Source organism: Desulfosoma profundi (assembly GCF_055387865.1).
This window is the reverse complement of record NZ_AP042420.1, coordinates 1,045,184-1,069,363: the sequence shown is the minus strand read 5'-3', so window position 1 is coordinate 1,069,363 and position 24,180 is coordinate 1,045,184. Positions and strand designations below refer to the sequence as shown.

The 24,180-nt window shown below is 59.1% G+C and carries 26 protein-coding genes and 1 pseudogene; 5 read left to right on the top strand and 22 right to left on the bottom strand.

What is annotated here, in order from left to right; genetic code table 11:
• Nucleotides 1–44 precede the first annotated feature (44 nt).
• The 10 genes from ACZ5K9_RS04750 to ACZ5K9_RS04705 form a co-directional block, all read right to left on the bottom strand.
• Nucleotides 45–254 carry a hypothetical protein gene (locus ACZ5K9_RS04750; RefSeq protein WP_464273273.1) on the bottom strand — a complete coding sequence of 70 codons (210 nt, stop codon included), beginning with the start codon at nt 252–254 and terminating at the stop codon, nt 45–47.
• A 109-nt stretch (nt 255–363) separates the two neighbouring features.
• The gene (locus tag ACZ5K9_RS04745) at nt 364–918 is read right to left on the bottom strand and encodes an HDIG domain-containing metalloprotein (RefSeq protein ID WP_464273272.1); all 555 of its coding nucleotides are present in this window, start codon (nt 916–918) and stop codon (nt 364–366) included.
• A gap of 24 nt (nt 919–942) precedes the next feature.
• Entirely contained in the window at nt 943–1,272 is a 330-nt protein-coding gene (locus ACZ5K9_RS04740) for a Rho termination factor N-terminal domain-containing protein (protein WP_464273271.1), read from the bottom strand.
• Nucleotides 1,265–2,053: a slipin family protein gene (locus ACZ5K9_RS04735; protein ID WP_464273270.1), complete on the bottom strand. Its 789-nt coding sequence runs from the start codon at nt 2,051–2,053 to the stop codon at nt 1,265–1,267. Before ACZ5K9_RS04735 ends, ACZ5K9_RS04740 begins: the two co-directional genes overlap by 8 nt.
• Before the next feature lie 53 nt (nt 2,054–2,106).
• On the bottom strand, nt 2,107–3,453 hold the full coding sequence (locus ACZ5K9_RS04730; RefSeq protein ID WP_464273269.1) for an NfeD family protein: 1,347 nt from the start codon (nt 3,451–3,453) through the stop codon (nt 2,107–2,109).
• Between the two features lie 414 nt (nt 3,454–3,867).
• Nucleotides 3,868–4,629: a uracil-DNA glycosylase gene (locus ACZ5K9_RS04725; RefSeq protein WP_464273268.1), complete on the bottom strand. Its 762-nt coding sequence runs from the start codon at nt 4,627–4,629 to the stop codon at nt 3,868–3,870.
• A gap of 242 nt (nt 4,630–4,871) precedes the next feature.
• Nucleotides 4,872–6,071: a bifunctional phosphopantothenoylcysteine decarboxylase/phosphopantothenate--cysteine ligase CoaBC gene (coaBC, locus tag ACZ5K9_RS04720; protein ID WP_464273267.1), complete on the bottom strand. Its 1,200-nt coding sequence runs from the start codon at nt 6,069–6,071 to the stop codon at nt 4,872–4,874.
• A 5-nt stretch (nt 6,072–6,076) separates the two neighbouring features.
• Nucleotides 6,077–6,616, bottom strand: a complete 540-nt coding sequence (locus tag ACZ5K9_RS04715) for a hypothetical protein (protein WP_464273266.1) — start codon at nt 6,614–6,616, stop codon at nt 6,077–6,079.
• 25 nt (nt 6,617–6,641) lie between these two features.
• Nucleotides 6,642–7,280, bottom strand: a complete 639-nt coding sequence (locus ACZ5K9_RS04710; protein WP_464273265.1) for an MBL fold metallo-hydrolase — start codon at nt 7,278–7,280, stop codon at nt 6,642–6,644.
• A 13-nt stretch (nt 7,281–7,293) separates the two neighbouring features.
• Entirely contained in the window at nt 7,294–7,818 is a 525-nt protein-coding gene (locus ACZ5K9_RS04705) for a nitroreductase family protein (RefSeq protein WP_464273264.1), read from the bottom strand.
• A gap of 132 nt (nt 7,819–7,950) precedes the next feature.
• Between ACZ5K9_RS04705 and ACZ5K9_RS04700 the strand changes: the two genes are divergently transcribed.
• From ACZ5K9_RS04700 to mlaD, 4 genes and pseudogenes are all read left to right on the top strand, one after another.
• Entirely contained in the window at nt 7,951–8,262 is a 312-nt protein-coding gene (locus ACZ5K9_RS04700) for an STAS domain-containing protein (protein ID WP_464273263.1), read from the top strand.
• Nucleotides 8,263–8,434: 172 nt separating this feature from the next.
• Nucleotides 8,435–9,268 (top strand): ABC transporter ATP-binding protein, encoded by an 834-nt coding sequence (locus tag ACZ5K9_RS04695; protein ID WP_464273262.1) that lies wholly within the window; start codon nt 8,435–8,437, stop codon nt 9,266–9,268.
• Nucleotides 9,269–9,277: 9 nt separating this feature from the next.
• A pseudogene (locus tag ACZ5K9_RS04690) lies at nt 9,278–10,071 on the top strand (MlaE family ABC transporter permease).
• 128 nt (nt 10,072–10,199) lie between these two features.
• Entirely contained in the window at nt 10,200–10,658 is a 459-nt protein-coding gene (gene mlaD, locus ACZ5K9_RS04685) for an outer membrane lipid asymmetry maintenance protein MlaD (RefSeq protein WP_464273261.1), read from the top strand.
• Between the two features lie 67 nt (nt 10,659–10,725).
• On the opposite strand, the gene ACZ5K9_RS04680 is transcribed toward mlaD, so the two are convergent.
• The 3 genes from ACZ5K9_RS04680 to ACZ5K9_RS04670 all read right to left on the bottom strand — a co-directional run bounded on the left by ACZ5K9_RS04680 (nt 10,726) and on the right by ACZ5K9_RS04670 (nt 12,886).
• Nucleotides 10,726–10,986, bottom strand: coding sequence for a hypothetical protein (locus tag ACZ5K9_RS04680; protein ID WP_464273260.1), 261 nt, complete (start codon nt 10,984–10,986; stop codon nt 10,726–10,728).
• Between the two features lie 69 nt (nt 10,987–11,055).
• A complete protein-coding gene (locus tag ACZ5K9_RS04675; RefSeq protein ID WP_464273259.1) occupies nt 11,056–12,054 on the bottom strand; it encodes a L,D-transpeptidase family protein in 999 nt (332 codons plus the stop codon).
• Between the two features lie 124 nt (nt 12,055–12,178).
• Nucleotides 12,179–12,886 carry a 5-formyltetrahydrofolate cyclo-ligase gene (locus ACZ5K9_RS04670; RefSeq protein WP_464273258.1) on the bottom strand — a complete coding sequence of 236 codons (708 nt, stop codon included), beginning with the start codon at nt 12,884–12,886 and terminating at the stop codon, nt 12,179–12,181.
• Between the two features lie 105 nt (nt 12,887–12,991).
• Between ACZ5K9_RS04670 and ACZ5K9_RS04665 the strand changes: the two genes are divergently transcribed.
• Nucleotides 12,992–14,134 carry a class II fructose-bisphosphate aldolase gene (locus ACZ5K9_RS04665; RefSeq protein WP_464273257.1) on the top strand — a complete coding sequence of 381 codons (1,143 nt, stop codon included), beginning with the start codon at nt 12,992–12,994 and terminating at the stop codon, nt 14,132–14,134.
• Nucleotides 14,135–14,313: 179 nt separating this feature from the next.
• Here the strand turns inward: ACZ5K9_RS04665 and ACZ5K9_RS04660 are convergent, their stop codons facing one another.
• From ACZ5K9_RS04660 to ACZ5K9_RS04620, 9 genes are all read right to left on the bottom strand, one after another.
• Nucleotides 14,314–14,973: a sulfotransferase family 2 domain-containing protein gene (locus ACZ5K9_RS04660; protein ID WP_464273256.1), complete on the bottom strand. Its 660-nt coding sequence runs from the start codon at nt 14,971–14,973 to the stop codon at nt 14,314–14,316.
• 31 nt (nt 14,974–15,004) lie between these two features.
• Nucleotides 15,005–16,156: a glycosyltransferase gene (locus tag ACZ5K9_RS04655; protein WP_464273255.1), complete on the bottom strand. Its 1,152-nt coding sequence runs from the start codon at nt 16,154–16,156 to the stop codon at nt 15,005–15,007.
• Between the two features lie 15 nt (nt 16,157–16,171).
• Nucleotides 16,172–17,305, bottom strand: a complete 1,134-nt coding sequence (locus ACZ5K9_RS04650) for a glycosyltransferase (protein WP_464273254.1) — start codon at nt 17,303–17,305, stop codon at nt 16,172–16,174.
• Complete coding sequence (locus ACZ5K9_RS04645) at nt 17,302–18,489, bottom strand: glycosyltransferase (RefSeq protein ID WP_464273253.1); 1,188 nt, start codon at nt 18,487–18,489, stop codon at nt 17,302–17,304. The genes ACZ5K9_RS04650 and ACZ5K9_RS04645 overlap by 4 nt, the downstream gene beginning before the upstream one ends.
• Nucleotides 18,486–19,796 (bottom strand): O-antigen ligase family protein, encoded by a 1,311-nt coding sequence (locus ACZ5K9_RS04640; protein WP_464273252.1) that lies wholly within the window; start codon nt 19,794–19,796, stop codon nt 18,486–18,488. Before ACZ5K9_RS04640 ends, ACZ5K9_RS04645 begins: the two co-directional genes overlap by 4 nt.
• 292 nt (nt 19,797–20,088) lie before the next feature.
• A complete protein-coding gene (locus ACZ5K9_RS04635) occupies nt 20,089–20,796 on the bottom strand; it encodes a class I SAM-dependent methyltransferase (RefSeq protein ID WP_464273251.1) in 708 nt (235 codons plus the stop codon).
• Nucleotides 20,789–21,916 carry a glycosyltransferase gene (locus tag ACZ5K9_RS04630; RefSeq protein ID WP_464273250.1) on the bottom strand — a complete coding sequence of 376 codons (1,128 nt, stop codon included), beginning with the start codon at nt 21,914–21,916 and terminating at the stop codon, nt 20,789–20,791. Before ACZ5K9_RS04630 ends, ACZ5K9_RS04635 begins: the two co-directional genes overlap by 8 nt.
• 2 nt (nt 21,917–21,918) lie before the next feature.
• Nucleotides 21,919–23,004, bottom strand: a complete 1,086-nt coding sequence (locus ACZ5K9_RS04625; protein WP_464273249.1) for a glycosyltransferase family 4 protein — start codon at nt 23,002–23,004, stop codon at nt 21,919–21,921.
• Between the two features lie 49 nt (nt 23,005–23,053).
• Entirely contained in the window at nt 23,054–24,178 is a 1,125-nt protein-coding gene (locus ACZ5K9_RS04620) for a glycosyltransferase family 9 protein (protein ID WP_464273248.1), read from the bottom strand.
• Nucleotides 24,179–24,180 lie beyond the last annotated feature (2 nt).

Genomic DNA, 24,180 nt, shown 5'->3' with positions numbered 1-24,180 from the left:
GTGTCTCCTTTTGATTCGAGAAGGGGGTCGTGAGGGGGACGTGATTACCGAACAAGGCGCATCTGCAAAAGACGCCTCATTTCCATCATGGACTGCCGGCCCGAAAGAGCCCACGCGCTGAAAGGTGCCGTGGGCTTCGGGGGTTCAGGGGCACGCACCGGCGGAGCTTCACTGGCGGCGTGCGCGGCCTGCGCCTGCATGTAAAAAGCGACAGCCGCCGTGATGGCGGCGACAATTTTCGGCTGCACGTTCATGCGCTCTCCTTTGTTGCGGGCCGGTCTGTCCATCCGGCCCTCGGGAATCCGGAGCTGAATTGTCGGTGTGGGAATTGTCGACCACCCTGATCCTCTGAACCCCCGGCCTTTAAAGCCCCAACTCCGATGCCAATCCCGACATGGCCTTGAGACTTAAGGCGATGAAATCGTCCAGAGGCACATCAATCTTTTCGCACAACCGGATATGATCCCGATTGACGGATCGAGCGAAGTCTTTGCTCTTCATGCGTTTCTTGACGGATTTCACTTCGACGGCGGCGATTTTCCTTTCCGGATGGACCAAAGCCGCTGCCACCAAAAGGCCGGTGATGGTCTCCGCGCAGGTGAGCGCGTAATCCAGCCGCGTCTCCCGCTCCAGGCCCAACGCCTCCGCGTTATGGCGCATGATGGCGTTCTTGACCGCCTCCGGAAGATCCGTGCCGTCCAAAAGTTCCAGCGTTTTTTTGCCGTGTTCCGTTGGGGTGTCTTTCGTGAGTTCGTAGTCCAGATCGTGCAGGAGCCCGGCAACGGCCCAGGTTTCTTCTTCTTCCCCGAACCTCCGGGCCAGTTCCCGCATGACGGCCTGAGTGGCCAGACAGTGCTTTTTCAGGGTGTCCGTGTGGATATGCCTGTCGAGAATCTCCAAGGCGTCGTCGTAGGTCATGAGTCGGTCCAAACCACGGCCGGGTTAGGCCGCCCGGCGTGTCTTTTTCTTAAGGTTGCTGATGCGACGTCGGAAGGCATCCACCAATTTCGTGTTGCCCGCCTCTTTCGCTTCGTCACGCTTGCGGCGCAACTCACGGATCTTGGCCTTGAGGGATCGCACGTCCACGGTTTTCTGCTTGGTGGTTTGATCCACAATGCCCTTGGCTTGCTTGATGGCCGCAATGAGTTCGGCCTTGTTCATGGCGTGGACGCCCACAATGCCTTCCAGAGTGAGGGCCAACTCCCGAAGTTCCTTGGCCGTCATTTTGTCCAAGGGTTTTTCCTTGACCTGCTTTTCCTTCTTCTTACCCATTGTCCGACTCCTTCTTCGCTTTCGCCGTCGTCACACCCACATCCGAAAGAAAAGGCCTGATGAGATCAATCGGCACCGGGAAGATGGTGGTGGAATTGTTCTCCGAGGCAATTTCCCGTAACGTCTGCAAGTACCGCAGTTGCATGGCCATGGGATTTTCCTGGATAATCTGTGCCGCTTCGCGCAGTCGGTCGGCGGCCTGGAATTCGCCTTCCGCATGGATCACCTTGGCCCGCCGTTCCCGCTCCGCTTCAGCTTGACGGGCCATGGCCCGCTGCATTTCCTGTGGCAGATCAATGTGTTTGAGCTCCACGACCGTGACTTTGATCCCCCACGGGTCCGTGTGGCGATCGAGGATGTCCTGAAGGTGAGCGTTAATTTTCTCGCGCTCGGCCAACAACTCGTCCAGTTCCGCCTGCCCGCACACACTGCGCAACGTGGTCTGAGCCAACTGGCTTGTGGCATAAAGGTAGTTTTCCACGCTGATGACCGCCTTCACCGGATCCACCACCCGGAAGTAGATGACGGCGTTGACTTTGACGGACACGTTGTCCCGCGTGATGACATCCTGCGGGGGCACATCCGCCGCCACAAGACGCAAACTCACCTTTTGCATCCGGTCGATCAAAGGGATGAGAATGATCAGCCCGGGCCCTTTGGCGGCGATCACCCGTCCCAGCCGAAAGACCACGCCCCGCTCGTATTCATTGAGCACGCGAATGGCGTTGGCCAAGAAAAGAACCACCAGGACGACCACGGTCGCCAGGCCGTAGAGGGACATAAAAGCCTCCGATATTTCAAGGAAAATCGAATACGACTCCAGGACAGCGCCCCCTATTTATCATTGATCCCGGTGACGTGCAACTTCAAATTCCGAACGGAAACGACGCGGACCCTCGATCCTTCCGGGAGGGGTCGGTCGCTTTCGGCATTCCATAATTCTCCTTGGACAAAAACCTTGCCCTCCGGGTTCAGCGCCTGGGTGACCGTGCCTTCGGCCCCGATGAGGGCTTCGATGCCCACTTGGGGCCGGCGCATCTGCGCTCGAAACGCCAAGGCGGCGACGGCGGCGAAAAAGGCCGAAACGGTGAGCACCGTCGGAATAAAGACGGGCAGGGCCACCCGGAAAGGTTGGCCGGGCACGTGAAAGAGCATGAGGGATCCCAGGATGAGGCTGAGGGTCCCCGCAAGGCTGAGCATACCGTAGCTGGCCACTTTGATTTCCAGAATGAAGAAAATGAGCGCGAGAATGATCAGGATAAAGCCGGCGTAATTCACGGGAATCGTTTGCATGGCATAGAAAGCCAAAACCAGGCTGATGGCCCCGATAACGCCGGGAAGAACGACACCGGGTTGGGACAGCTCGAAGTAAAGACCGGCCAGGCCGATCATCAGCAAGATGTAGGCGATGTTTGGGTTGCTGATGGCTCGAAGCACCTTGTGCCGCCAGCCCGGTTCAATGGGAACAATGGGCTTGCCGTGGGTGCGGAGGGTGCGCTGATACCCTTTGCGGTGAACTTCCCAGCCGTCCAATTTTTTCATCAGGTCCGGCAGGTCTTGGGCCACCAGATCGATGACGTTACGGGCGAAAGCCTCTTCGGCGGTCGCAGAAACACTCTTGCGCACCGCCTCTTCAAGCCACGCCGCATTTCGGCCTCGCTCTTCGGCCAAACTCTTGATGAAGGCCACCAGGTCATTGACCACTTTTTCGTTCATGGTTTCCGGCACATCGCCACCCGTGGCCGTCACCGGATGGGCGGCGCCGATGTTGGTTCCGGGGGCCATGGCCGCCACGTCGGCGGCCGCCGTGATGAAAACCCCCGCCGAAGCCGCCTGGGCCCCGCTGGGGGACACATAGACCACGACGGGGATCTTGGCGTTCATCATGGCTTTAACGATCCCGCGCATGGCCGTGACCAAGCCCCCCGGGGTGTCCAGCTCCATGATGAGGCATTCGGCGCTGTGCTCTTCGGCGACATCGATGGCGTGTTCGATGAAATCCTGCAATCCCGGGTTGATGGTGTCATGGATGTGAATGATGTAGATCGGTCGGTCGTCGGCCGTCGTCTCCGCGAGGGCGGGACGGTTCCCCAGGGGCCAAAAAAGCGCCGCCACGATGAAGATCCCGACGGCCGAAACCCACTCGGATCGGTTTCCAATGCCTTGAGAAAGCCACGACATCAAAGCCCTCCTCTTGCCCTTTTGCGCACAGACTGACGGCGGTTTCGTGAGGGGAGGCCGGGTCGGCTTTCCGCCCTTCACAGTCCGGGAAGCGGCATCGTTCCACAAGGAGCCCATCCCGTTCTTCAGCCGCGCCGACGAGACGCCCCATCGGTTACCAAAGGGCTGACGGGATATTCGTTTCCAGGGTTTCCCGCGTGGCGATCCACCCCGGGGTGAGGGAAGATCGGAGCCGTCGTCCTCTACCGGCCTGCACGGACGTGCTGGATCCTGTCCTCAAGGACGTCATTCATCTCGCCGCCATGCGACCCCGGAGTGCGCTTCGGCCGGACCCCAAGCTTTGTTCGTCCCTGCGGGACGCCGACTTTTCCCGTGCCGGCAGGTTTTCAATCGTCCTGCACGGGGGCCGCGGGTTCACGGCTGAGCGGCATCTCCCAAGAAAGGCATCAGTTCCAAAAGATCCTTCCATGCCTCGGCCTTTTTGGCGGCGTTGCGCAACAGATAGGCCGGATGGTAAGTGGCGATGAGCGGGATGCCGCGCCACAGATGAATCTTTCGCCGAAGCTCCGAGATGGCCGTGTTGGTTCCCAGCAACGTTTGGCTCGCACACGCACCCAAGGTACAAATAACCTTCGGGCGGATGGCTTCCAACTGCCGAATGAGAAAAGGCCCGCAGCACCGGATTTCTTCCGGCAGGGGGACTCGGTTTCCCGGGGGGCGGCACTTGACCACATTACAAATGTAAACGTCGTCGCGTTGGCACCCGATGGCTCGGATCATCTTGTTGAGCAGTTGTCCTGCCTGCCCCACAAAAGGGCGCCCCAGCCGGTCTTCATCCGCACCGGGTCCCTCCCCGACGAACACGAGCTGCGCCGCGGGATCGCCTTCACCGAAAACGATTTGCGTGCGGCCTTGGTGTAAGGGGCAACGCGTGCACTCTCCGAGGTCCCGGCGGATTTCTTCCAAAAGCACCCCCTTGGCTTTTCGCTCCTCTTCCCCTGTCGCCGTCCGAACGGGTTCGTCGTGCATCGGATGTTCCAACGCCATGGCAACCTGCCGAGCCTTTCCGGGCAAAAGGATATCCCGCAGCCCCCATTGTCTCAAGCCGGAGAGCGTGCATCGCAGACTCTCCAAGGCGCGTTGCAATTCCCAATCCTTGTCGTTTCTCTCTTCCATGCTTTTCCCGACGTCCGCTGCTTTCCCATGGCGTGTGTTGAGCACGGCGCAGATGGGCCGGGAACCGTCCGGCTTGTTTGGGATTCGTTCATCGACGACATCATTCTCACCCCCCCGATGACCCGCGGCAACAGGCCGGCCCCGTGGGGAGGCCAGGACTCCTGGTTCTTGTCCCTTGTCGGCGGTGTCGCCTTCACAGCGGGGCACCCTCGAACGATGTCCCGGCAGGCCCGGACGGCGTTTCACGACGCCCAGCGGGCTTCTATGCGGTCAATGATGCGGCGGGCGGTTTCTTCCTTGGACAAACAGGGAAGCTCTTCGACGGCCCCGGCACGATCCAGGATCTTCACCACGTTGGTATCGCATCGGAACCCCGCGCCGGGCTGGGTCAGGTCGTTGGCGACGATGAAATCGAGGTTCTTCTTTCGGAGCTTCTCCGTGGCGTTTTGGAGCAATTGTTCCGTTTCGGCGGCGAAACCCACGAGGATTTGGCCCGGTTTTTTCTCTTTTCCGAGCTCGGCCAGGATGTCCGGGTTGCGCACGAGGCGCACCACAAGATCGTCGCCCTTCTTGATTTTTTGCGGGGCCGTGTCCTCGGGACGATAGTCGCTCACGGCCGCCGCCATGACCACCATGTGGGCTTCCGGGGCCAAGGATCGGACGACCCGCTCCATTTCCCGGGCGGTGGTCACCCGATGGGTTGTGACGAACGCAGGATCGGCAAGGGTTGTGGGGCCGGTCACAAGATCCACGTGAGCGCCGCGCCGGGAAGCCTCCACGGCCACAGCGAATCCCATCTTGCCGGACGAAGGGTTGGTGATGAACCGCACCGGGTCAAAAGGTTCCCACGTGGGTCCCGCACTCACGAGCACCCGCTTGCCGCATAGGGTCTGCGGGGTGAGCGCCCGGCAGGCTGTTTCCACAATGACCGAAAGGTCGGCGAGTCTTCCTGGACCCTCTTCCCCGCACGCCAGCGAACCGGCTTCAGGTTCCACGATCCACACCCCTCGGCCTTTCAGCATCGCGACATTGTGCTGCGTCGCGGGGTGGGCGTACATCTTGTGGTTCATGGCCGGACAGACGACCACCGGGGCGTCGACGGCCAAGAGCACCGTGGTCAGGTAATCGTCTGCGATGCCGGCGGCCATTTTGGCTAAGGTGTTGGCGGTTGCCGGGGCCACGATGACCAGGTCTGCCGACCGGGCGGCGTGGATATGACCGATCTCCGACTCCAGGCCCAGGTCAAAGAGGTCCGTCAGGACCGGCCGTCCGGACAAGGCCTGCAGGGTCAAAGGTGTAATAAACTGCCGGGCGGCCCGGGTCATGACGACTTGGGCCGCGGCGCCCGATTTCACCAAAAGGCGGACCAGTTCCGCCGCCTTGTAGGCGGCGATACCGCCGGTGATCCCAACGAGAACGGTCTTTCCTCGAAGTCTTTCCATAAGGTTCACTGAAGATTCGTGCTCTTGATGGTCGGTTTTTCAGCCCGAAGGACGTCTTCCCCGGATCCCAGACCGCCGCTTCGGGTTCCTGTGGCGGTGGGAACCACGTAGACTTCCACGTAGGTGTAGTAGCTGGATTCCCGGATATTGATAATGCAGAACCGGTCGGGTTTTTCAAAAAGAAGGACGGACTTGCGGTACCGAATGTCCCCACGGTGCTTCCAGTTTTCCCGGGCCATGCCCACCATGAAAAAGTTCACCACGGAACTGGGTTCCACGCGCCCCTTGAAGGTGAGCATACCGCCCTTGACGGTCCCGCCTTGGAAAACGGTGGATTCTTTGGCCACCAAGGCCAGTTCGCTGGGGATGGGGATGTCTTGAAAGTCGTAGAAGCTGGGCGTGGCGGCCGCCGGGGTGGGTGCGGGCTGAGTCGAGGATTGCGTCCCCGAGGAAGTCTGGGTGTTGAACCAGGCACATCCACTCACGCTCGTCATCAAGATGGCGAAAATCATCAGCCCCACAGCCGAAAGTCGTTTTGGTCGCATGAGCCGCCTCCTATGCTCTGTGCGGTCAAAAGAAAGGATTCGTTCGCTGCTCTCGTCCCACGGTTGTTTCGGGCCCGTGCCCCGGGAGCACCCGTGTGGCGTCGCCCAACGTAAAAATCTTTTCCCTGACGGATTGGATGAGTTGTGTGTAAGAACCGCCCGGGAAATCCGTGCGGCCGATGGAACCCGCAAACAGGGTATCGCCCACGAACAGGATGTGGGCGTCGGTCATGTGGAACGATACATGGCCCGGCGTATGGCCTGGGGTTTCTATGACCTTGAGTCGGATGTTCCCGAAGGTGAGTTCCTCGCCTTCTTCCAGCCATTCGTCCACTTTGCCTCGAGGAGACCGGGCGGAGGCCGTGAATGCCGTGAAAAGAGCCCCGAGCCCCACTTTGTGGTCCGTGAGCAAGGGTTCGTCTTTGGGATGCAAAAAGATCAACCCTCCCAGAGCTTCTTTCAAGGTCCAGGCGTCCAGGACGTGATCGAAGTGGCCGTGGGTGTTCAAAATGCCCACCAGGTCCAAGCCCAGCTGCTGAATGCGCCCGATGATTCTATGGGCGTCGCCCCCGGGGTCGATGACGACGGCCTGCCGCGTTGCCTCATCGGCCAGGAGGTAGCAGTTGGTCTGCAGCATGCCCACAACGAGTTGTTCCAAAATCATGAAAGCTCCTTGTTTAGCGCTCGAGCACGATCAGTTCTTCCACAGGGCGGCGGTGGGACTGCTGCTTTCGGTGCGCCGGATGACCCAGAGCGATCACGGCCATGAGTTCCAGCCGATCGGGAAGTCCGAGGCGGTCCCGCACCAGGTCTTTGTTTTTCAAAATCTCGCCGATCCACACGGCACCGAGGCCCATGGCATGAGCCGCCAAGAGGAAATTCTGAATGGCCGCTCCCACGGCCTGACAGTCCTTGACGTAGTCGTAGGATGTCTCCCGGTCGAGAAAGACGGGAACGAGCACGGCGGCGGCTTTGAGGGTGGCGCTGTAGCGTGTCAGGGCGGCCAGGCTTTCCTTCAGGGCCGCGTCCCACACGACGGCAAAACGCCAGGGCTGGTTGTTCAGACCCGAAGGCGCCCAGGACGCGGCTCGAAGAAGCTCCATCACGGTTTGACGATCCACGGGGACATCACTGAAATGGCGTACGCTTCGCCTTTCATAGATTGCAGTCAGCACATCGGGTAGAGAGGCTTTCGTATCCATGAGAACTCCTCGCAGACGCGGCATCTTTTGGAGATTCCGGCTTTATGGCTTGCGTTTTCCACAACGGCAAACCAATATATTCGCAATGAACTTCCAGGGTCAAGGAAAGCTGCCGGGGGTTGAGGAGGTCTTGTGGGGATTTCGGTGGTCTGGGATCAGGACGGCTCGGTGACGGTTTCATTGAATGACGTGGTGGACCGGGACACCGTGCCGCAGGTCCGTCGGTATCTTTTCAAGAATGTCGTGGCCAAGCGGCCGAGGCGGCTCGTGGTGGAGATGTCCGCGGTGCAGCGGATGGACACGGCCGGGGTGGCGCTTCTCGTGGAGCTGCGAAACGCGATGAGCCGGCAGAATGCAGAGTTTTGCCTCAAAGATGTCACGGAACCTGCGCGACGCCTCATCGGCCTGGCGCGAGTCCACAACTTGTTGAACCAGAGAGACTGAAAAGGCGGTTGGCGAACGTCTTCAGCGACGAGGGTCCGGCAAGGAACCATGGGTTCAGGTCCACACGAGCGGTGGAATCCCGCGACGGCGTTTTGCCGGCGCCTGGGCATCGAAGGATCAAACGCGGGCAGCAGACACGAGACACTTCACGCGCAGAATGTGATGGCAGAGCATGACTCTTAAGGACAGCGCAGAGGAATTCTCAAAGTTCGTCATCGAGGTGAAACACCTCCACAGCGGCTACGGCGGCCTCCAGATCCTGCATGATGTGACGTTCGGCATTCCTGCCGGCAAGGTCACGGTGATCATGGGCGTGAGCGGCTGCGGGAAAAGCACCCTCCTGCGGCACCTCATCGGCCTAAAACCGACCCCGCCGGGATCCTTGTACGTCGACGGCGCCGATGCCGGCCTGTTCAGCGCGACGCAATGGAAGGCGTACCGGAAGCGCATCGGAGTCCTCTTTCAAGGCGGGGCGCTGTTCAGTTCTCTGTCGGTGAGGGACAACCTGGCTGTGCCTTTGCGGGTTCACACGCGACTTCCGGAAAGCACCATCCGCATCATCACAGACATAAAGCTCCATCAGGTGGGTCTGACCGAATTCGGGGATTTCATGCCGTCCCAGCTGAGCGGCGGCATGCGCAAGCGGGCGGGTTTGGCGCGGGCCATGGTCATGGACCCGGAGATCCTTTTTGTCGACGAGCCGTCTTCCGGTTTGGATCCCATCACCGCGGCGGGGCTGGACGAGCTCCTCGTGGAGCTCAAGCACGCCATGGGGGTGACCTTGGTCGTGGTCACCCACGAGTTGGAGAGTGCCTTTCGCATCGCCGACCAGATTGTGGTCATGGATGCGGGAAGAATCATGGCCGCCGGCACTCCGCAGGCCGTCCGATCCAGTTCGGATCCCAGAGTTCGTCAGTTCTTGGAAAGACGGCCGGATGAGCGGGCCGTGGATCAGGAGCGTTACGAAAAGCGGTTGGCTTCGGTGGGCCGCAAAAGGCGGGTATAGGAGCGGCAGGTGTCGGAATTTGTCCATTTTCTGGATCAACTGGGACGGTGGGGCCTGAATCACGTCCGAGGGACAGGACGGGCCGGTGTGTTTTTCTACGAAGCGGCTCGCGGGATCTTTCGCCCACCGCGAAAGTTCCATAGCGTCGTGCGCCACGTGTACTTTATTGGGACCAAATCCTTTTTCGTCATCGGTTTCACCGCGGCTTTCACCGGAATGGTGTTGGGCCTGCAGGGCTATTACACGCTGTCGAAGTTCGGTTCGGAAGGGCTTCTCGGCGCCGCGGTCGCCTTAAGCCTCATTCGAGAATTGGGCCGGTCCTTTCGGCGCTCATGGTCACCGGGCGGGCAGGGTCTGCCATTTGCGCCGAAATCGGGATCATGCGCATCGAAGAACAGATCGATGCCTTGGAATGTATGGCCATCGATCCCCACGCCTACCTGGTTTCCCCTCGTTTTGTGGCTTCGCTCATCGCGCTGCCGTTGCTCACGGCCTTCTTTGACGTCGTGGGCATTATCGGGGGATACCTGGTGGGGGTTTCCCTTCTCGGGGTGAACCCCGGGGCGTACTTGGACGGCATGCAAAAGTCTGTGGAATGGGTGGATGTGTCCATGGGCATTGTCAAATCGTTTCTCTTTGCCGTGCTCCTCATCTGGATCTGCACCTACAAGGGTTTTTATGCCGGGGTGGATGAAGGGCGGTTCGGGCCGGAAGACGTCAGTCGAGCGACCACGGATGCTGTGGTGATTTCGTCGGTGGCCATCCTGGTGAGTGATTATGTGGCGACGTCACTGTTGCTTTAAGCCATAGGCTCGGAGAGTGGAGGACCGTCTTTTGGGGGGCCTCCGGATGGAGGTGTCAATGACGGGAACACGGAGAAAGAAACAAGCCGGCCGCTGATGCCGGGAAAGACGCACAGGGAGAGGTGTTGATGAATCGCCAATCGTGGACGGTGGAAACAGGCGTCGGACTGTTCATCCTCATCGGCTTGGTCTGCATGGCTTACCTGTCGCTCAACTTGGGGGACATCCATCTCTTGGGCGGCGGGGACTACATGGTCCATGCGCGTTTTTCCAATGTGTCGGGCCTGAAGAAAAAGGCTGCCGTGACCATGGCCGGCGTGGAAATCGGGCGTGTGGAAGACATCCGGCTTCAGGAAGGGGCCGCCGTGGTCCGCATGCGGATTCATAAGGACGTGAAATTGGAAGAAGACGCCATCGCCAGCATCAAGACCATGGGGATCATCGGCGACAAATACATTGCTGTGAGCGCGGGAGCCTCTGAGGAATTTATTCCCCCGGAGGGCTGGATCCGCGAAACCCAGCCGCCGCTCGATGTGGAGGAACTGGTGGGGAAATTCGTTTTTGGCACCATGGAGAAAAAGCAATAAAAGAAAAAGCCGGCGATGCAAGATTGCCGGCTTTTTCACGTCAGAGGATGTAAAGGATGCCGTCGAATTACTTCTTGATGTGCTTCATGAAAATGGATTCGGCCTTATTGGCCATCTTTTCGGCACGGTCGGCGGCAGCTTCGGCACGGCGAGCCGCATTTTCACAGGCCTGCACATTGCCGGCTTGGGCCTTTTCCAGAGTGTTGAGCCGTTGCATCATCTGGTCTTGCTGAGCCTGGAGCTGCTTGACAGCGCTCTGGCTGGCGCACCCGCCCAAAACCGATGTGCACAGTGCGAGAACAAAAACAACCGCCAGTACCCTTTTCATGACTCTTTCCTCCTTTTAAAATGTTTGAAAACCCAGAAACCAACTCCTCGCACTTTACGAGCGCAGATTTTAGAAAGCGTTTCTGCCAAAATCAAGAACATTCTTCCCTCGACCGGCCTCTTCCACCAAGGTGGTGGGCGGAGCGGCATCCACGGTGCCCACATCGGTGGGGACACCGTTTTGGAGGCGCACGGCGAGAGCAAACCGTTGGCGGTCGACTTTGGACGCCCATGGGGAGCGGTCCAGTTTTTCCATGGCATAGCGCGTGTAATCGGCGATCTTTCCGTACACATCGGGGTGGGCTTCCACATACACCCGGCCGCCTTTCAGCCCGATCTTCAAAGGTTCGTAAATAATTTCAATCCGGGTGCCTACGGCCACCTGAGGGTAGAGGATGCGGATATGTTCCGGATAACACCGGATGCAGCCATGACTCACCAGCCGCCCGACACCCCACGGCATATGCGTCCCATGAATCCCATAGGGCCCCAAGGATAGTTTCATCATGTATTCCCCTAAAGGATTTCCCGGGCCCGGGGGCATGACCTTCATGCCGTACTTCGCCTGCAGCGATTCGGGGATGTACCACGCAGGATTCGGTCTTTTTTCGGCGATATATCCGATTCCCAAAGGCGTTTCCCAGCCTTCGTCTCCGATCCCGATGGGATAGGTTTGCACGGTCCGGGATTTCTTGTCGAAAAAGTACAATCGGAGTTCCGGGACGTTGATCACCAGTTCTTCCAGCCGTGTCGGAGGGAGAATCCACGTGGTGGGCACGATGAGACTCTTTTGTTTGGGCGGGAGCCACGGGTCCAGTCGGGGATAGAGAAGCGCCATTTCATTGAAGCCTAGGCCGTAGGTGCGGGCGATGTCCAGAAGGGACTCTCCCTGTTTGACTTGGTGAAGGCGAGGTTTTCCCACCACCGTTTCCGATTCCAGGTTGTACGGATACTTCACCACCTGGGCCGTCCACGTCTTTTCTTCGGCAGGGGAAAGTCCTGGGAGGACAACGAGCAGCGCGGCGAGGACCGCCGCCGAAATCCATGGGCGTCCCGTTCTGCGAACCACTGTCCTATTCTTTCCGAAGTCCATAGTCACGCACTATCCTTTTTCGCCTCGAAGTCTGTCACTGGGCACATGCGTCGATCCGCTCACATAGACGAACTCACGGCAACCTGCAAGCAAAAGACGTTTACGCCTCCCCTTTGAGAAAGAAAAGAACGTCGTTTCGGCGCGTGGTTTGTGCGTCCAGCATTGTCCATATAATAAGCGCTCGTGGTTCCTCTTGCCAGGTGGTCCGGAAAGCCGCATGTTCGGTCACGATCCAGTGAACGCGGACATCCGTGGATTTCATGGGGATCGAGTCCACAACGTGGGTTTCGGGAACAACACCGATCAGAGTCGTTCCGGGATGCAGCCAGCCCAATGTCTGCAAACAGGCCAATTGGAGATCCACAAGGCCTGATCCGTCTCCGAGACGGCCGCCATCCCGGGCCGCCGCCACGCACGGGATGACCACAAGATCCACGTGGACCTTTTCGTGGGACCGGTGAGCGATCCTGCGGGCCCAGGGGTTTGGGGACCGGAAAGCGGCGGCGGCAGCCTTTTGAGCGGGAGGGATTTTCCCGGGGTCCACAAGAAAGAAGCCCTTTTGCATTTTGGGGCTGGAGTACACCAGTCGCTTGCCGTCCAAAAGGACATTTAAGGCCGTTTGTCGATAAAATTGGGTCGGTGGCACCAAAACGCATCGAGCGTTTCGATAAACGCTCAACCGGCGCAGTCGTTCCGCGATTTTTCCCGCTTTCGTGTCCAGAAAAAAAGACATGAGGGAACCTGCGGTTCCCGTGAGGAACTGTTGGCGCAGCGTGGCTTTGAGGCCCGCGGTTTCCCGATCGTCCATAACCCGTTGGGTTCCTTCCGGCAAAACTTGCGCTTTGGTTGAGGATTTTCTATAGAAGAAGGCACCTTCCCACGACAACACTTCATGAGCAAAGGAGCATCCACCATGGCATGGAAAGATTATCGTCCCGAAAACGTCAAGAAGAGATTTCCCCAGTCCATCGTGCCCCTGGTCAACGGCAAGGCGCTGCTTCAGGCTGCGAAGAAGCACAAGGGCATGATCATGGCCACCAACATTCGCTGTCGTCTGCCCGTGGAGGGTATCGTCCGCGCCTCCATGGCGACCCAGGCGCCGGTGATGTATGAAATCGCCAAGTCGGAACTCACCTACACCGAATTTACCCCCGCATCCTTCGTAGATTTCATTGTGAAGGAAAACGAGAGGCTGGGCAACACGCGTGTGCCGTTCGCCATTCACGGGGATCACATCACCGTCAAAAAGATGGAAGACAGGGATCCTGTCCGGGCTCTCATTGCAGCCGAAATGGAGGCCGGATATACCTCCTTTGCCATTGATGCCTCCCATATGGAGAACGAACTGAATTTGGCCGCCACCACCGAACTGGCCCGCCCTATCATCGAGGCGGGACTGAGTCTCGAGGTGGAATTGGGGGAAATCGGTGCCAAAAGCGGCAGTGCCGAAGGGTTCACTCGGCCCGACGAAGCGGAATGGTTCATTGGCAATCTGGTGAAAAACGGGGTGCATCCGGATCTGTTGGCCATCAACAACGGCTCCATTCACGGCACTTATTTCGGTACGGCCCAAGAAGGGATCCAATTGGATCTCACCCTGGAAATCTGGAAGGCCATTCAACCTTGGGACGTGGATATCGCGCAACACGGCATCACGGGAACTTCTCTGGAGAAAATCACCTCCTTTATCAACTACGGCATCCGCAAGGGCAACGTCGGCACCCTATGGCAAAACGTATCCTTTGGGTTTGCCATGAATCAAAACGGCAACGCCATCACCACGCCGGAAAAAGGCTATGTCAAACGGCCCTATCGCGGCATCCCCGATGACCTCTGGCAGGAAATGTGGGTTTGGGCGGTCGAGACGGGCAACGTCGGCGGCAACATCAAAAATGCGAACAAGGTCTTTGCCGCCAAGCTCAACACCATTGCGCCGGAATACAAAGAACGCATCACAGCCCACGCGTACGAAGAAGCCGTCCGATTGTTCGAGGCGACCCATTCCATCGGACTGGCCGATGCCGTTTGGGAGCAACTCGAAGCCATGGGATCCTAAAGGCCGCCGGCTTAGTGCCCCGACCTTTCCCTGCCTCAGTCGTGCCTGGACAAGGGCTCCCATCCCCCGATGGGGGCCCGCTCGGGATAATCCCCGGGATCGCGGGGCATGAGAAAGGGATCGACGGTTTTCGGAACCGGCCGGATGATTCCCTTCGAGGATTCTTCCCAGCAGCCTCATCAATCAGGGTCGAACCGGTAGCCAAATAACTCGATATCCCGTCGGTAATGGCGGGCCACCAGTTCCGCCGTCTCATCGGTGTAATAGGCTCGATAATCCCGCCGATCCTGGGCTTTCCTTTTATGAGGGAGCGAGGGAGGGCGGATGCCGATCCTGCGACATGCTTCCCGAAAGTCCTCTGCCAAGTTTTCGTATCGCCCGATGAAATCCGTCAAGATGGAGCCGTCGAGATCCACAAGGTAGTCCGACTGGCGTTCTATGGAGACATCGAGGTGAAAGACATAGGGGCGGTCAGGGTTGAGTTTGTATCTCAGGAATTCCGAGAAAGAATCGATGCCGTGGAGAAGATGCGGGCGCTCACGCCGGATGTGATGATAGGAGCTTACCTGAAGATCCCACGGGTTTCGCACAAAGGCGAATTTGAACAGGCTGTCGAAGAACTCCCGAGGGAGCATTTCCTTGGCGGCCACGATTTTGGCATGTCGGGGGAGTTTGCAAGCCAGTCGATGGCCGAAGAGGGCACTTAAGCGACTGCACAGAAAAAGAGGAATTCGATAGGGGTCTTTCCATTTGTAGCCCCGTAAGGCCACACGGACGCTTGTTCCGCCTGTCTTCGGAATGTGAACGAACAAGAACCGGTATTTCGGAGAAAGAAGCATGGCGCGGGATCCTCCCAATGAGCCGCCCGGGTCAAAAAATTTTCGGCATCGATCGAATCGCCTCGGTGTGATGATCCCCTAAGCCCAGCAGGACGGCCAAATAATGCCGGGCGCTGTTTTCCATGGTGTAGGCTGCGACGGCCGCCTGAAGCCGCTGAGGCTCCGGAGGGTTGTCCAGCACGCGCAAGATCGCGTCGGCCAGGGTTTCCGGGTCTTTCATGGGGACCAGAGGGGCGACCGCACCGTCTTGAAGGATTTCCCGAGGGCCGCTGGGACAGTCGGTGGCCACGACGGGTGTTCCCAAGGCCATGGCTTCCGTCAGGGCGTTCGGGGATCCCTCCCAAATGGAGGAGAGCACAAAAACGGCCGCGTTTTTCAGGTAAGGATAGGGATTGGGAAGAAAACCCGCCAAGAAAACGTCGTCGGCCAGGTGAAGCATTCGGGTCAGCTCTTCGAGCCTCCGACGGTGCGATCCTTCCCCGAGGACGACAAGCCGGCACGGCCTCGTCTGTCGCACCTTTTCAAAAGCGCGGATGAGCGTGGGAAAGTCCTTTTGAGTGGTGAGCCTTCCCATGCCGACCACGACCGGCGTTTTTTTGTCTTCAAACCACGGATGCCCCACGGGTTGGTCCGCCAGCGCAAAAAGGCGCGGAGAAATCACGGGGTTTGGAATGACCACCAAGGAATCAAGGGAACGGCCGAGAATACGACGCAGATCTTCCGCCACCCCTTGGGAGACGGCCACGACGGCATCGGCCCGGGGGTAGAGGTATCGAATGGGCACAGCCCACGCGGCTTTGTGCACTCTCGATTTATGGGCGATGGCCGCCGATGTGGTGGTTCCCAGTCGCAAGACGATTCGGGTTGGGACCCGAGCCAAAGCCCGGGCGACGACGGCGACCTGATTGGCCCGATCCTTGGCTGCAAGAAGGGCTGCCGGTCGGGTCTGCCTCAGGTACAGGGCCAATCGCGGAAGGCTTTGCCACGTGTGGTTCACTCCCAACGACCTCACGGGCACAGGGGAATCCAGGCTGTGCAGATATCGGCTGCGCGTTTTGACGGCTAAGATTTCCAGAGGGCTGTAGAGATGTTGAAGACCCTCCGCCAGGTGCAGCATCATGCGCTCGACGCCGCCCTGTCCGGAAAAAGAGAGAAAAAGCGCAATGGGTTTTCGGCAATCCACAAGATCCTCGCGTGCTTACAAGACCTGCCCGTCGTCGTCATAGCCTAGGACCCTCAGGTAAGCTTCCGTGGCTTGGCGGACATGATATGGGGCGACGGCGGCCTTCAACGCCTGTCTGTCCGGCGGATGTTCGAGCACCTGGATGACGGCTTCGGCCAGCTTATCCGGAGCTTTCATGGGCGCCAAAGGGCCCAGTTTGCCATTGTCCAGAATTTCCCGCGGGCCGCTGGGGCAGTCCGTGGCGGCCACAGGGGTTCCCACAGCCATGGCTTCCATGAGGACCACAGGAAGGCCTTCGCATGTGGACGAGAGCACAAAAACGCCGGCTTTGGCCATGTAGGCGTAGGGGTTTTGGACAAAGCCCGGGAACCATACCTGGTCGGCGACCCCTAAGTCCTCGGCAAGCTTTTCCAGCGCCATCCTTTTTTTCCCTTTGCCGAGAATCACCAGACGGCACGGCCTTTGTTTTCTCACCTCCGCGAAGGCACGGATGAGGGTGGCGAAATCCTTGCGTTCGCAAAGTTCCCCGGCCCCTAGGACGACCGGGGGTTCTCCGGGAGCGAACCAAGGATGGTGGACGGGCTGCCGCCCCAAGGCGACAATGTGTTCGGAAACCACCGGAGACGGAAGCACGCGGACAAAGCCCGGCGGGAAAGGCGCTAGGGATTTCAGGTCTTCAGCCGCCCCGTGAGAGGGGACGACCACCGCACCGGCTTTGCGGTACAGGTGCCGGATGCTCCAATACTGCATCAAGCGATGAAGAGCCCCGCGTCGTTGGAGGTTCTTGGAGACCGTGGTGCCGACGCGTACGACAAGACGTCCTTCAAAACCTGCCAGGGCGGCGGCGAGCACCGCCGTCCGGTTGACGCGGTCTTTATCGCACAAAAGGGCATCGGGGCGAACGGTGCGCAAGTAATTGGCCAGTCGAAAGAGACTCGACTGAACGTGGCGGGTTCCCAGCCGGATGGGCCGAACGTTTTCCGGCAAAGCCTCAAGGTGCGGTCCGTGACCTTCCACCTGCAGGAGGTCCACCTCCACAGGCTTCGTTCCCAATTCGGCGATGAAGTTTTTCATGATGCGGTCCACGCCGCTGTGGCCGGACGTGGCCAAAAAGAGGGCGAGCCGCCAGGGTGTTTTCTGTCTTTTCATGGCCGCTCCGTTGGGTTCCATCGTTCTCCCGCGGGGGAATCCGACGTTTGGGTGTGTTCGCCCCGTAGAAGCCCGAAAGCCATGAGGTGCTGACGGATACTGGCCTGAAGCGTGTACCGGACGACCGCCTGTTTCAAGAAAGAGGGATCGGGACGGTTTTCCAGAGCCTCCAAAATCGCCTGGGCCATGGCCTGAGGGTCACCGCACGGGACGAGCCGGCCGTAATACCCATTTTGGAGGATTTCCCGGGGGCCGCTGGGACAATCCGTGGCGACCACGGGGGTGCCCATGGCCAGGGCTTCCGTCAACACGTTGGGGGATCCTTCCCACAAGGAGGACAGGACAAAAAGGTCCGCATGGGCCAAATAACCATAGGGGTTTTCCACGAACCCGGGGAAATCCGTCCATCGTTCAACGGCCAAAGATCGACTGAGAGCCTTCAGGTTTTCCAGAAGGCGGCCTTTGCCGAGGATAATCAAACGTGCCGGTCGGGAGCGCACCACCATGGCAAACGCTCGAAGAAGCGTGGGAAAATCCTTGGCGTGACGGAGTCCGCCCATGCCCATGATGACGGGGGCTTCCCGGGGTGAAGTATAGAAGGGATGCCGAGGGGGAGGCGGTGTGGCCGTCAGCATCTCGGGGGTGACCACAGGGTTGGCCACTACGTGGATCCTTTCCGAGGGAATCCCGAGGAGTCGTTGAACGTCGCGGGCAACCCCGTAAGAGACGGCGATGATCCCATCGGCTTGGGGAAAGAGGCGGCGCATCCGCCGCATCCGCCACCAATTTTTCAGAAGACCTTGGTTCTCATTGCGTGCGGAAAGTGTTGTGCCGACCCGAAAGAACACTCGAGTGGGCGCCTGGGCCATGCGGACCGCTTTCACCGTTTCTTGGTCACTCCTCTTCCCGGAAAGCAAAACATCCGGTTGATTGTGGCGTACATAACGGTACAGAGCATGCGTTCGATCTCTAACCGATTTTTCGTGGAGAACGATGCGGCGCACACCAGTGGGCAGCTCTGCGAGGTAAGGAGCCTGGGCGGTCCGTGTGATGAAGTCGACCGCACAGCCGTGGTCGTTCAAGCCGCGGGCCAGACGGACCAACATCCGATCGTTGCCGCCGTCGCCGGCCGAAAACGTGACCACACCTATGCGGGCTTTGCGGCTTTCGTGCTCCCCAGTCATGGGCTCGATTCCTTCACAACGGCAGGCACGCTTTCGACCAGCGGTATCGCCGCAATCAGCCCTGCAAGGAGGTTCCAAAAAAACCGCCAGTCGGGGTGCAAGGATCGGAAATCAAACAGTGCCCAGAAAAAGAGATAGATTAGGGAGGCGAGAGAGAAAAGCCACATGGAGGTGCTCAGCGTCCCCTGTTTCCAGGAGCGATGAATGCCGACAAAAAGCGCTCCATACAGCCAGAGCCACAGGATCCCTCCTACGGCTCCGTAGTGAAAGAGGATTTCCAAAGGGGTGCTGTGCAGGTGATCCCAATACTGCATCTCCCCTTTCCAATTCGGGGACTTGAGGGTTTCGCGGCCGCTTTCCTGAATGAACCGTTTGGAGACGGCCGGCCCTGCGCCCCACACCGGTCTTGCACGGATTCCTTCCAACGCGAACCGATAGAGATGAGCTCGGTAACCGGTGGAGTCATGGGCCGGACGGGTATAGTCAAAAGAGTGCAATTGGGACAAGGTGTCAGCTTCCTCCCTCCACCGCTTTTCAACAAGGGGCAGGTTGACCAGCGTCATGACGACGAGCAGGATCCAAAAGGCGATGATCCCTCGTTTGAGGGCTGTGGGCAGGGACGGGGAATTTCCAGTTTCTTTGGTCAAGAAGATGACGGCCGAGACAATGAGAGCTGTAGCGCCGAAGCCCAGAAAGACGCCTCGGGATTGAGTGAAGAAAAGGGATTGTCCCAAGACGATGAGGGAAAGCCCCCACAGGGCGATCCATAGGATCCTGAATCGGCGGACCTGAAAAAACTCTGGGGCGAAACATACGATGCCCCACAAGAATGTTCCTGCATAGAGTCCAAACGCGACAATGCGCAGATGAAAGCCGGTGCGCATCCCCTGCCAGGCACTTTCCAAGGTCTTCACGTCAATGGAACGGGCCATACCGAAGAGAAGGCCGGCGAATGCCACGCCCCACAGCCGTCGGCACATCGACTCATTCCCCCGGCACCACCATGCGATGACGGGAAACAGCAAGAGCCGCGACCATCCCCAAAATCCGTCCAGATGGTATCCGGCCCATTCCGGCCGGTCGAAGGCCCCCACGGCGGTCCTCAGGGCAAGGCAGCCGAGCAGGGCGGCCCACGGGAGGAAAAGCCATCGAGCACGGTGGAATCCATCTCGAGGCGCCTTGAGGATATAGAGTCCGACCAAAACCCACAGGGCCGCCGTGGCCGCCGTAGTGCTCAATAACGCCGTAAAAGCAAAAGCGTACAGGGCTGAAACCGCGACCTTGTCCAACAACTGCGAATGTTTCACGGATTGAAGGTTCATTTCTAAAGGCCGATTCGCTTTTCCTTCGGTTTTTCCAGTCGAATCCTACATCCCCCGGACTGACCGGATCCGGTGTCGTCGCTGAGGTTCCCGAAGAACTTGCCAGAAACCTCTGTCTTTGGTCATAGGCTTGAAGCCGAGGTGCCGGAGCCCTCGGATCTCGGCAAAGCCGGTGCCTGTGAAGGCCCGGTTTTCTCCCCAGAGCGGCGGCGCGCCGGCCGCCCCCGGCTCGCGAAATCCAACATCCGCCGATAAACTCCACCGCAAAGACTATCCCTCAAATGATTGATCCCAACTTTTTCAGCCAACGCCTCGGGTATTTCCCTAGCCGATGGATGAGATTCGGCACAGCACTATAGCCGATACCCGATTCTTGATGCCACAGGCTTTCATCCAAAGGCGGCATTTCGCCAAAATGAGCCCTCCAGCGTTCCGGATGCCTGGATCCCACGGCGAACACATAGACGGAACTCATCCTGTGCTTGTTCCAGCTCAGATACAGCACCTGAAACCCGTTGTCTTGGTAAAGGCGTTTCAAGGCAAGGGGAGAAAACCGCCAGTAATCTCCGTAGTCGGAATGATAGGGTTGCAGGAACGGAACGCACACGATGACAATATCCCGGGACAGGAGGCAGAGGTTCTTGAAAGCTTGATGCACGTGGTAGATGTGTTCCAGGGTGGTGTGATTGAAGACCACATCAAACCGACCGATCAGTTCGCGGGGCAGATCCTGTTCCAGGTCGAGGAAAATTTCGTTGGGCCCATTCTGGAAACCGCGGGCTTCACTCCTCCAATTCGTCAATCCATAGGATGCGGCGTGGGAGAAATAGTCGCGATAATGACGTCCCTCCTTGTCCTCGTCTTTCCAGGCGCTTACATTGACCACATCCCCATGGAACAAAGGGGCGATTTTCTCCAATTCTCTGTTGGACCAGATCCGGGGAAGACGAAATCTTCGATCGACACCGAAGGGGATTTTAGCCATACCGTGCTTCCTGATATTCGCTCAAGAGAGCGTGTTGAAGGACCCTGGCCCGATTTTCCCAGCTGTAGCGCTCGGCCTCTTGTTTCGCCTGGGCTGCCATGCGCTCAGCGAGGTGAGGGTGTTCCTGGAGGAAACGCACGGCGGCCACCCAAGCCTCGTTGTCGTCCGGGTTGACGCACAACCCGTTTTCGCCGTGGCGAATGATTTCCCGAATGGGTTCCAGATCGCTGACGACGATCGGACGTCCGGCCGCCATGGCTTCAAAGAGCTTCATGGGGCTGATGGATCCGGCGTGGGGGAGGTTGCGCTGATAAGGCATCACGAGGATGTCTGCCTGTTCCAGGTAGCGGGGGATCACGTGATGCGGTACGTAAGAGACAAGCCGGATGCGCTCCGTTTGGGGCCTGTCATCCATCGCCCCGACCACCGTGACACGACATGAGCCCTGCTGAGCCAGTTTCTCCAAGACGCCAAGGCCTCGATCCCGGCTGATGCGCCCCACATACATCACATGGGGGCGGCGGAGGCCCGAAGGCTTCCATGCGGCGATGTTTTCGAACATGGCGAGGTCTGCTCCGCAGGGACACACGTGAATGCGGCGAGGATCCACGCCGTATTCCACAAGACCTTGCGCGGCGGCGTGGCTGATGGGGAAAAAATGACGGATCAGGCCGTTGAGATGCCCTGCCACGAGCGTCTTAAGAAAGCCTCGATGTTTGAGGGCCTCCATGTCGTGGATTTCAAAGCTGTGGGGGATACCGTGCTTCAGAAGAGCCAGGCTGAGGTCGACGGATCGGGTATACACCGCAGGGGTTTTCCGCAAGACATCCTTACGGCGCCAAAAGTAAGGGGCGAAGGCCAAGGGTTTCCAAAACGACCGCAGGCCGCTGTGTCCCTGAATTCCTATCGGAGTGCTCACGCCCAGACGGCGGAGGATGTCGTCCAGCGTGCGTTTGTCGTTCCAAGGGGGAAGGTGCAGCTCCACGGAAACGCCGATACGGGCGAGCCCTTCCACCGTCTTTACCGTTTGAATGACGTTAGCTCGAGGCCGGTGGAGGCGCGCTCTGGACAAGTAAACGATCTGGGGACGATTCTGGGGCTGCTCATCGTGTCGCGCCATGATTACGAGACCTCGAGGATTTCTTCATAGACACTGAGATACCGCCGGACCATGGTTTCAGGGGAAAAGTGCCGGTGGACCAGCTCGCGCCCGTTTGTCCCCATATGCTGTGCGGCTTCAGGGTGATCCAGCATCCATAGGACGGCGGCCTGAAGCTCGGAGAGGTTTCCGAGGGGGACCAAGAGCCCGTTGACCCCGTGGTGGACAACCTCAGGGATTCCCCCGGCTCGACACGCCACGATGGGGACCCCTGCTGCGGCCGCTTCCAGAAGGCACACCCCGAGACCCTCAAGGGATGCGGGATGGACGAGCAGTTCAAGGCGAGGAAAGATCTTGTCCATGTCCCGGCGGAAACCGAAAAAATGGACATGGTCGGAGACGCCCCGGTGGCGCGCCCTCTGAGCCAATGCATTCCAAAGGGGGCCTTGACCAAAAAAGCAAAACTGCGCCTCGGGATGCCGCGCAACGATGCCTGGAGCGACGTCGATGAGCTGAGCATGGCCTTTCCTCGGAATGAGCTGGGCCACTGTGCCGATGAGGCGGCTTTTTGGAGGCAACCCAAGGTCTTGCAGGAGCTCTTGCCGGCCGTACGGTCCAGCAAAACGATTCGGCTCGATACAGCTTCGGATGATCCGGATTTTTTCGGCCCTGATCCCTTCGAGTTGCAGGACCTGGGCGATGGCCGTCGAGATGGCAATGACGCGCCGGTAAAATCCATACTTCACACGGGCGAGAGCCGGGGGTTCCGGGTTGTCCACCCGTCTCGTGATCACAGCAGGGACGCGCGATGCCCCCCCGATGATGCCTCCCCACCAATCTGCACCGCGTCGGCTGTGGGCATGCACGAGATGAGGCCGCCACAGACGCACGGCCTGCCAAAAAGCCAGGGGCATCCGAGGGTCCAATTCGCCCGCGGTGTCAAATAAGGCGAGTTCGGCATATGGCGAAGCCTCCCGAGCGATGGCACTGTTCTTGGGAGCGCACAGGATGTTTTTCACTCCTGCCCCCGCCAATCCTTTGATGAGCAGGAGCACTTGGTAGGCTCCCCCGTATAAATGGCGGCCGGTTTCCAAGTGGAGCACGCGCATGGGTTGGACGGCCTTGGCGGGAGTCGATGTCGGAGGGGTCCGATCCATTTCAAAGTCGGATGCTGTGGCGTTCATTGAAAACACAGCGGCATTCTGCCGAGGCGTCCACGAGTCGACGGGCCGCGTTCATGACGTCATCTTCGCTGATGGCCGCCATGCAGGGAAAAGCATTCCGGCACAAAGGTCGGCGTCGACATGGGGAGCAGGGCATGGGGTAGTAAAGAACCACTGCGTTCTCCGAGCGCGTATGAAGATATGGACACGTGGCGCCGAAAAGAGCCACCGTTGGGCGTTTGAGGGCCACGGCCATGTGGGTGAGCCCAGTATCCACACCGATGACCAGATGGGCCTCCCGGATTACGGCGGCGGTTTCCAGAAGTGAGGTTTGCCCGGCAAGGTTGATGCCATGCGGACTTCCCCGCAGGAGCTCATCCCCGGAGATTCGATCCTCCCGGCCGCCCAACACTACAATGGACAGTCCGAATTCCTGAGCGATTTTTCGCGCCAGATCGGACCATCGGGTAGGGACCCAGTGCTTTTGCGGCCGGGTGGTAAACGGCGCAAAAACGGCATAACTCCGGGAGCCGATCCCTTGGGTTACAAGCCGTCGGGCCCGGGCGGCGTCGGTCTCGGGTATGGTGATCCCCAAAGGGAAGCCGTCGGCGAGAAATCCCAGATGTCGCATCATGTGTTCGTACTCGGTGGCGATGGTGCGCGTGCGAGGCCCTTTCGAAATGATTTCGGTCATGAGAAACCGTCCCGGTTCCTTGGAATCGAACCCGATCCGACGCGGCGCCCCGCTCAGCACGGCAAGGAGCCGACTTCTCAAGAGCCCTTGGGCGTCCAGGGCCGTGTCGATTTTCAGGTTCTTCACCAGGCGATGAAAAGCATGGACTTCTCGCGCGAATGCCGTGAAGCGCCCTGATTTCAAAAGCCTTGTCCATTGAGACTTCGGCCAGACGAGGACGCGATCCACGTGGGGCTGGGCTTCAAGAAAATCCGCCATGTGGGGTTCCGCGAGCCACGCCACAAAAGCGTTCTCCACGGCCCGCTTGATCGTGGCCGCCATGGGCAGCGCCATGACCACGTCCCCGATGGCGCTGGGTCGGATGATCAAGAAGCGAGGGGAGGATGGCGCCCGGTCGGTGCGACCCCTGCGCTCCAGCTCGACCATCG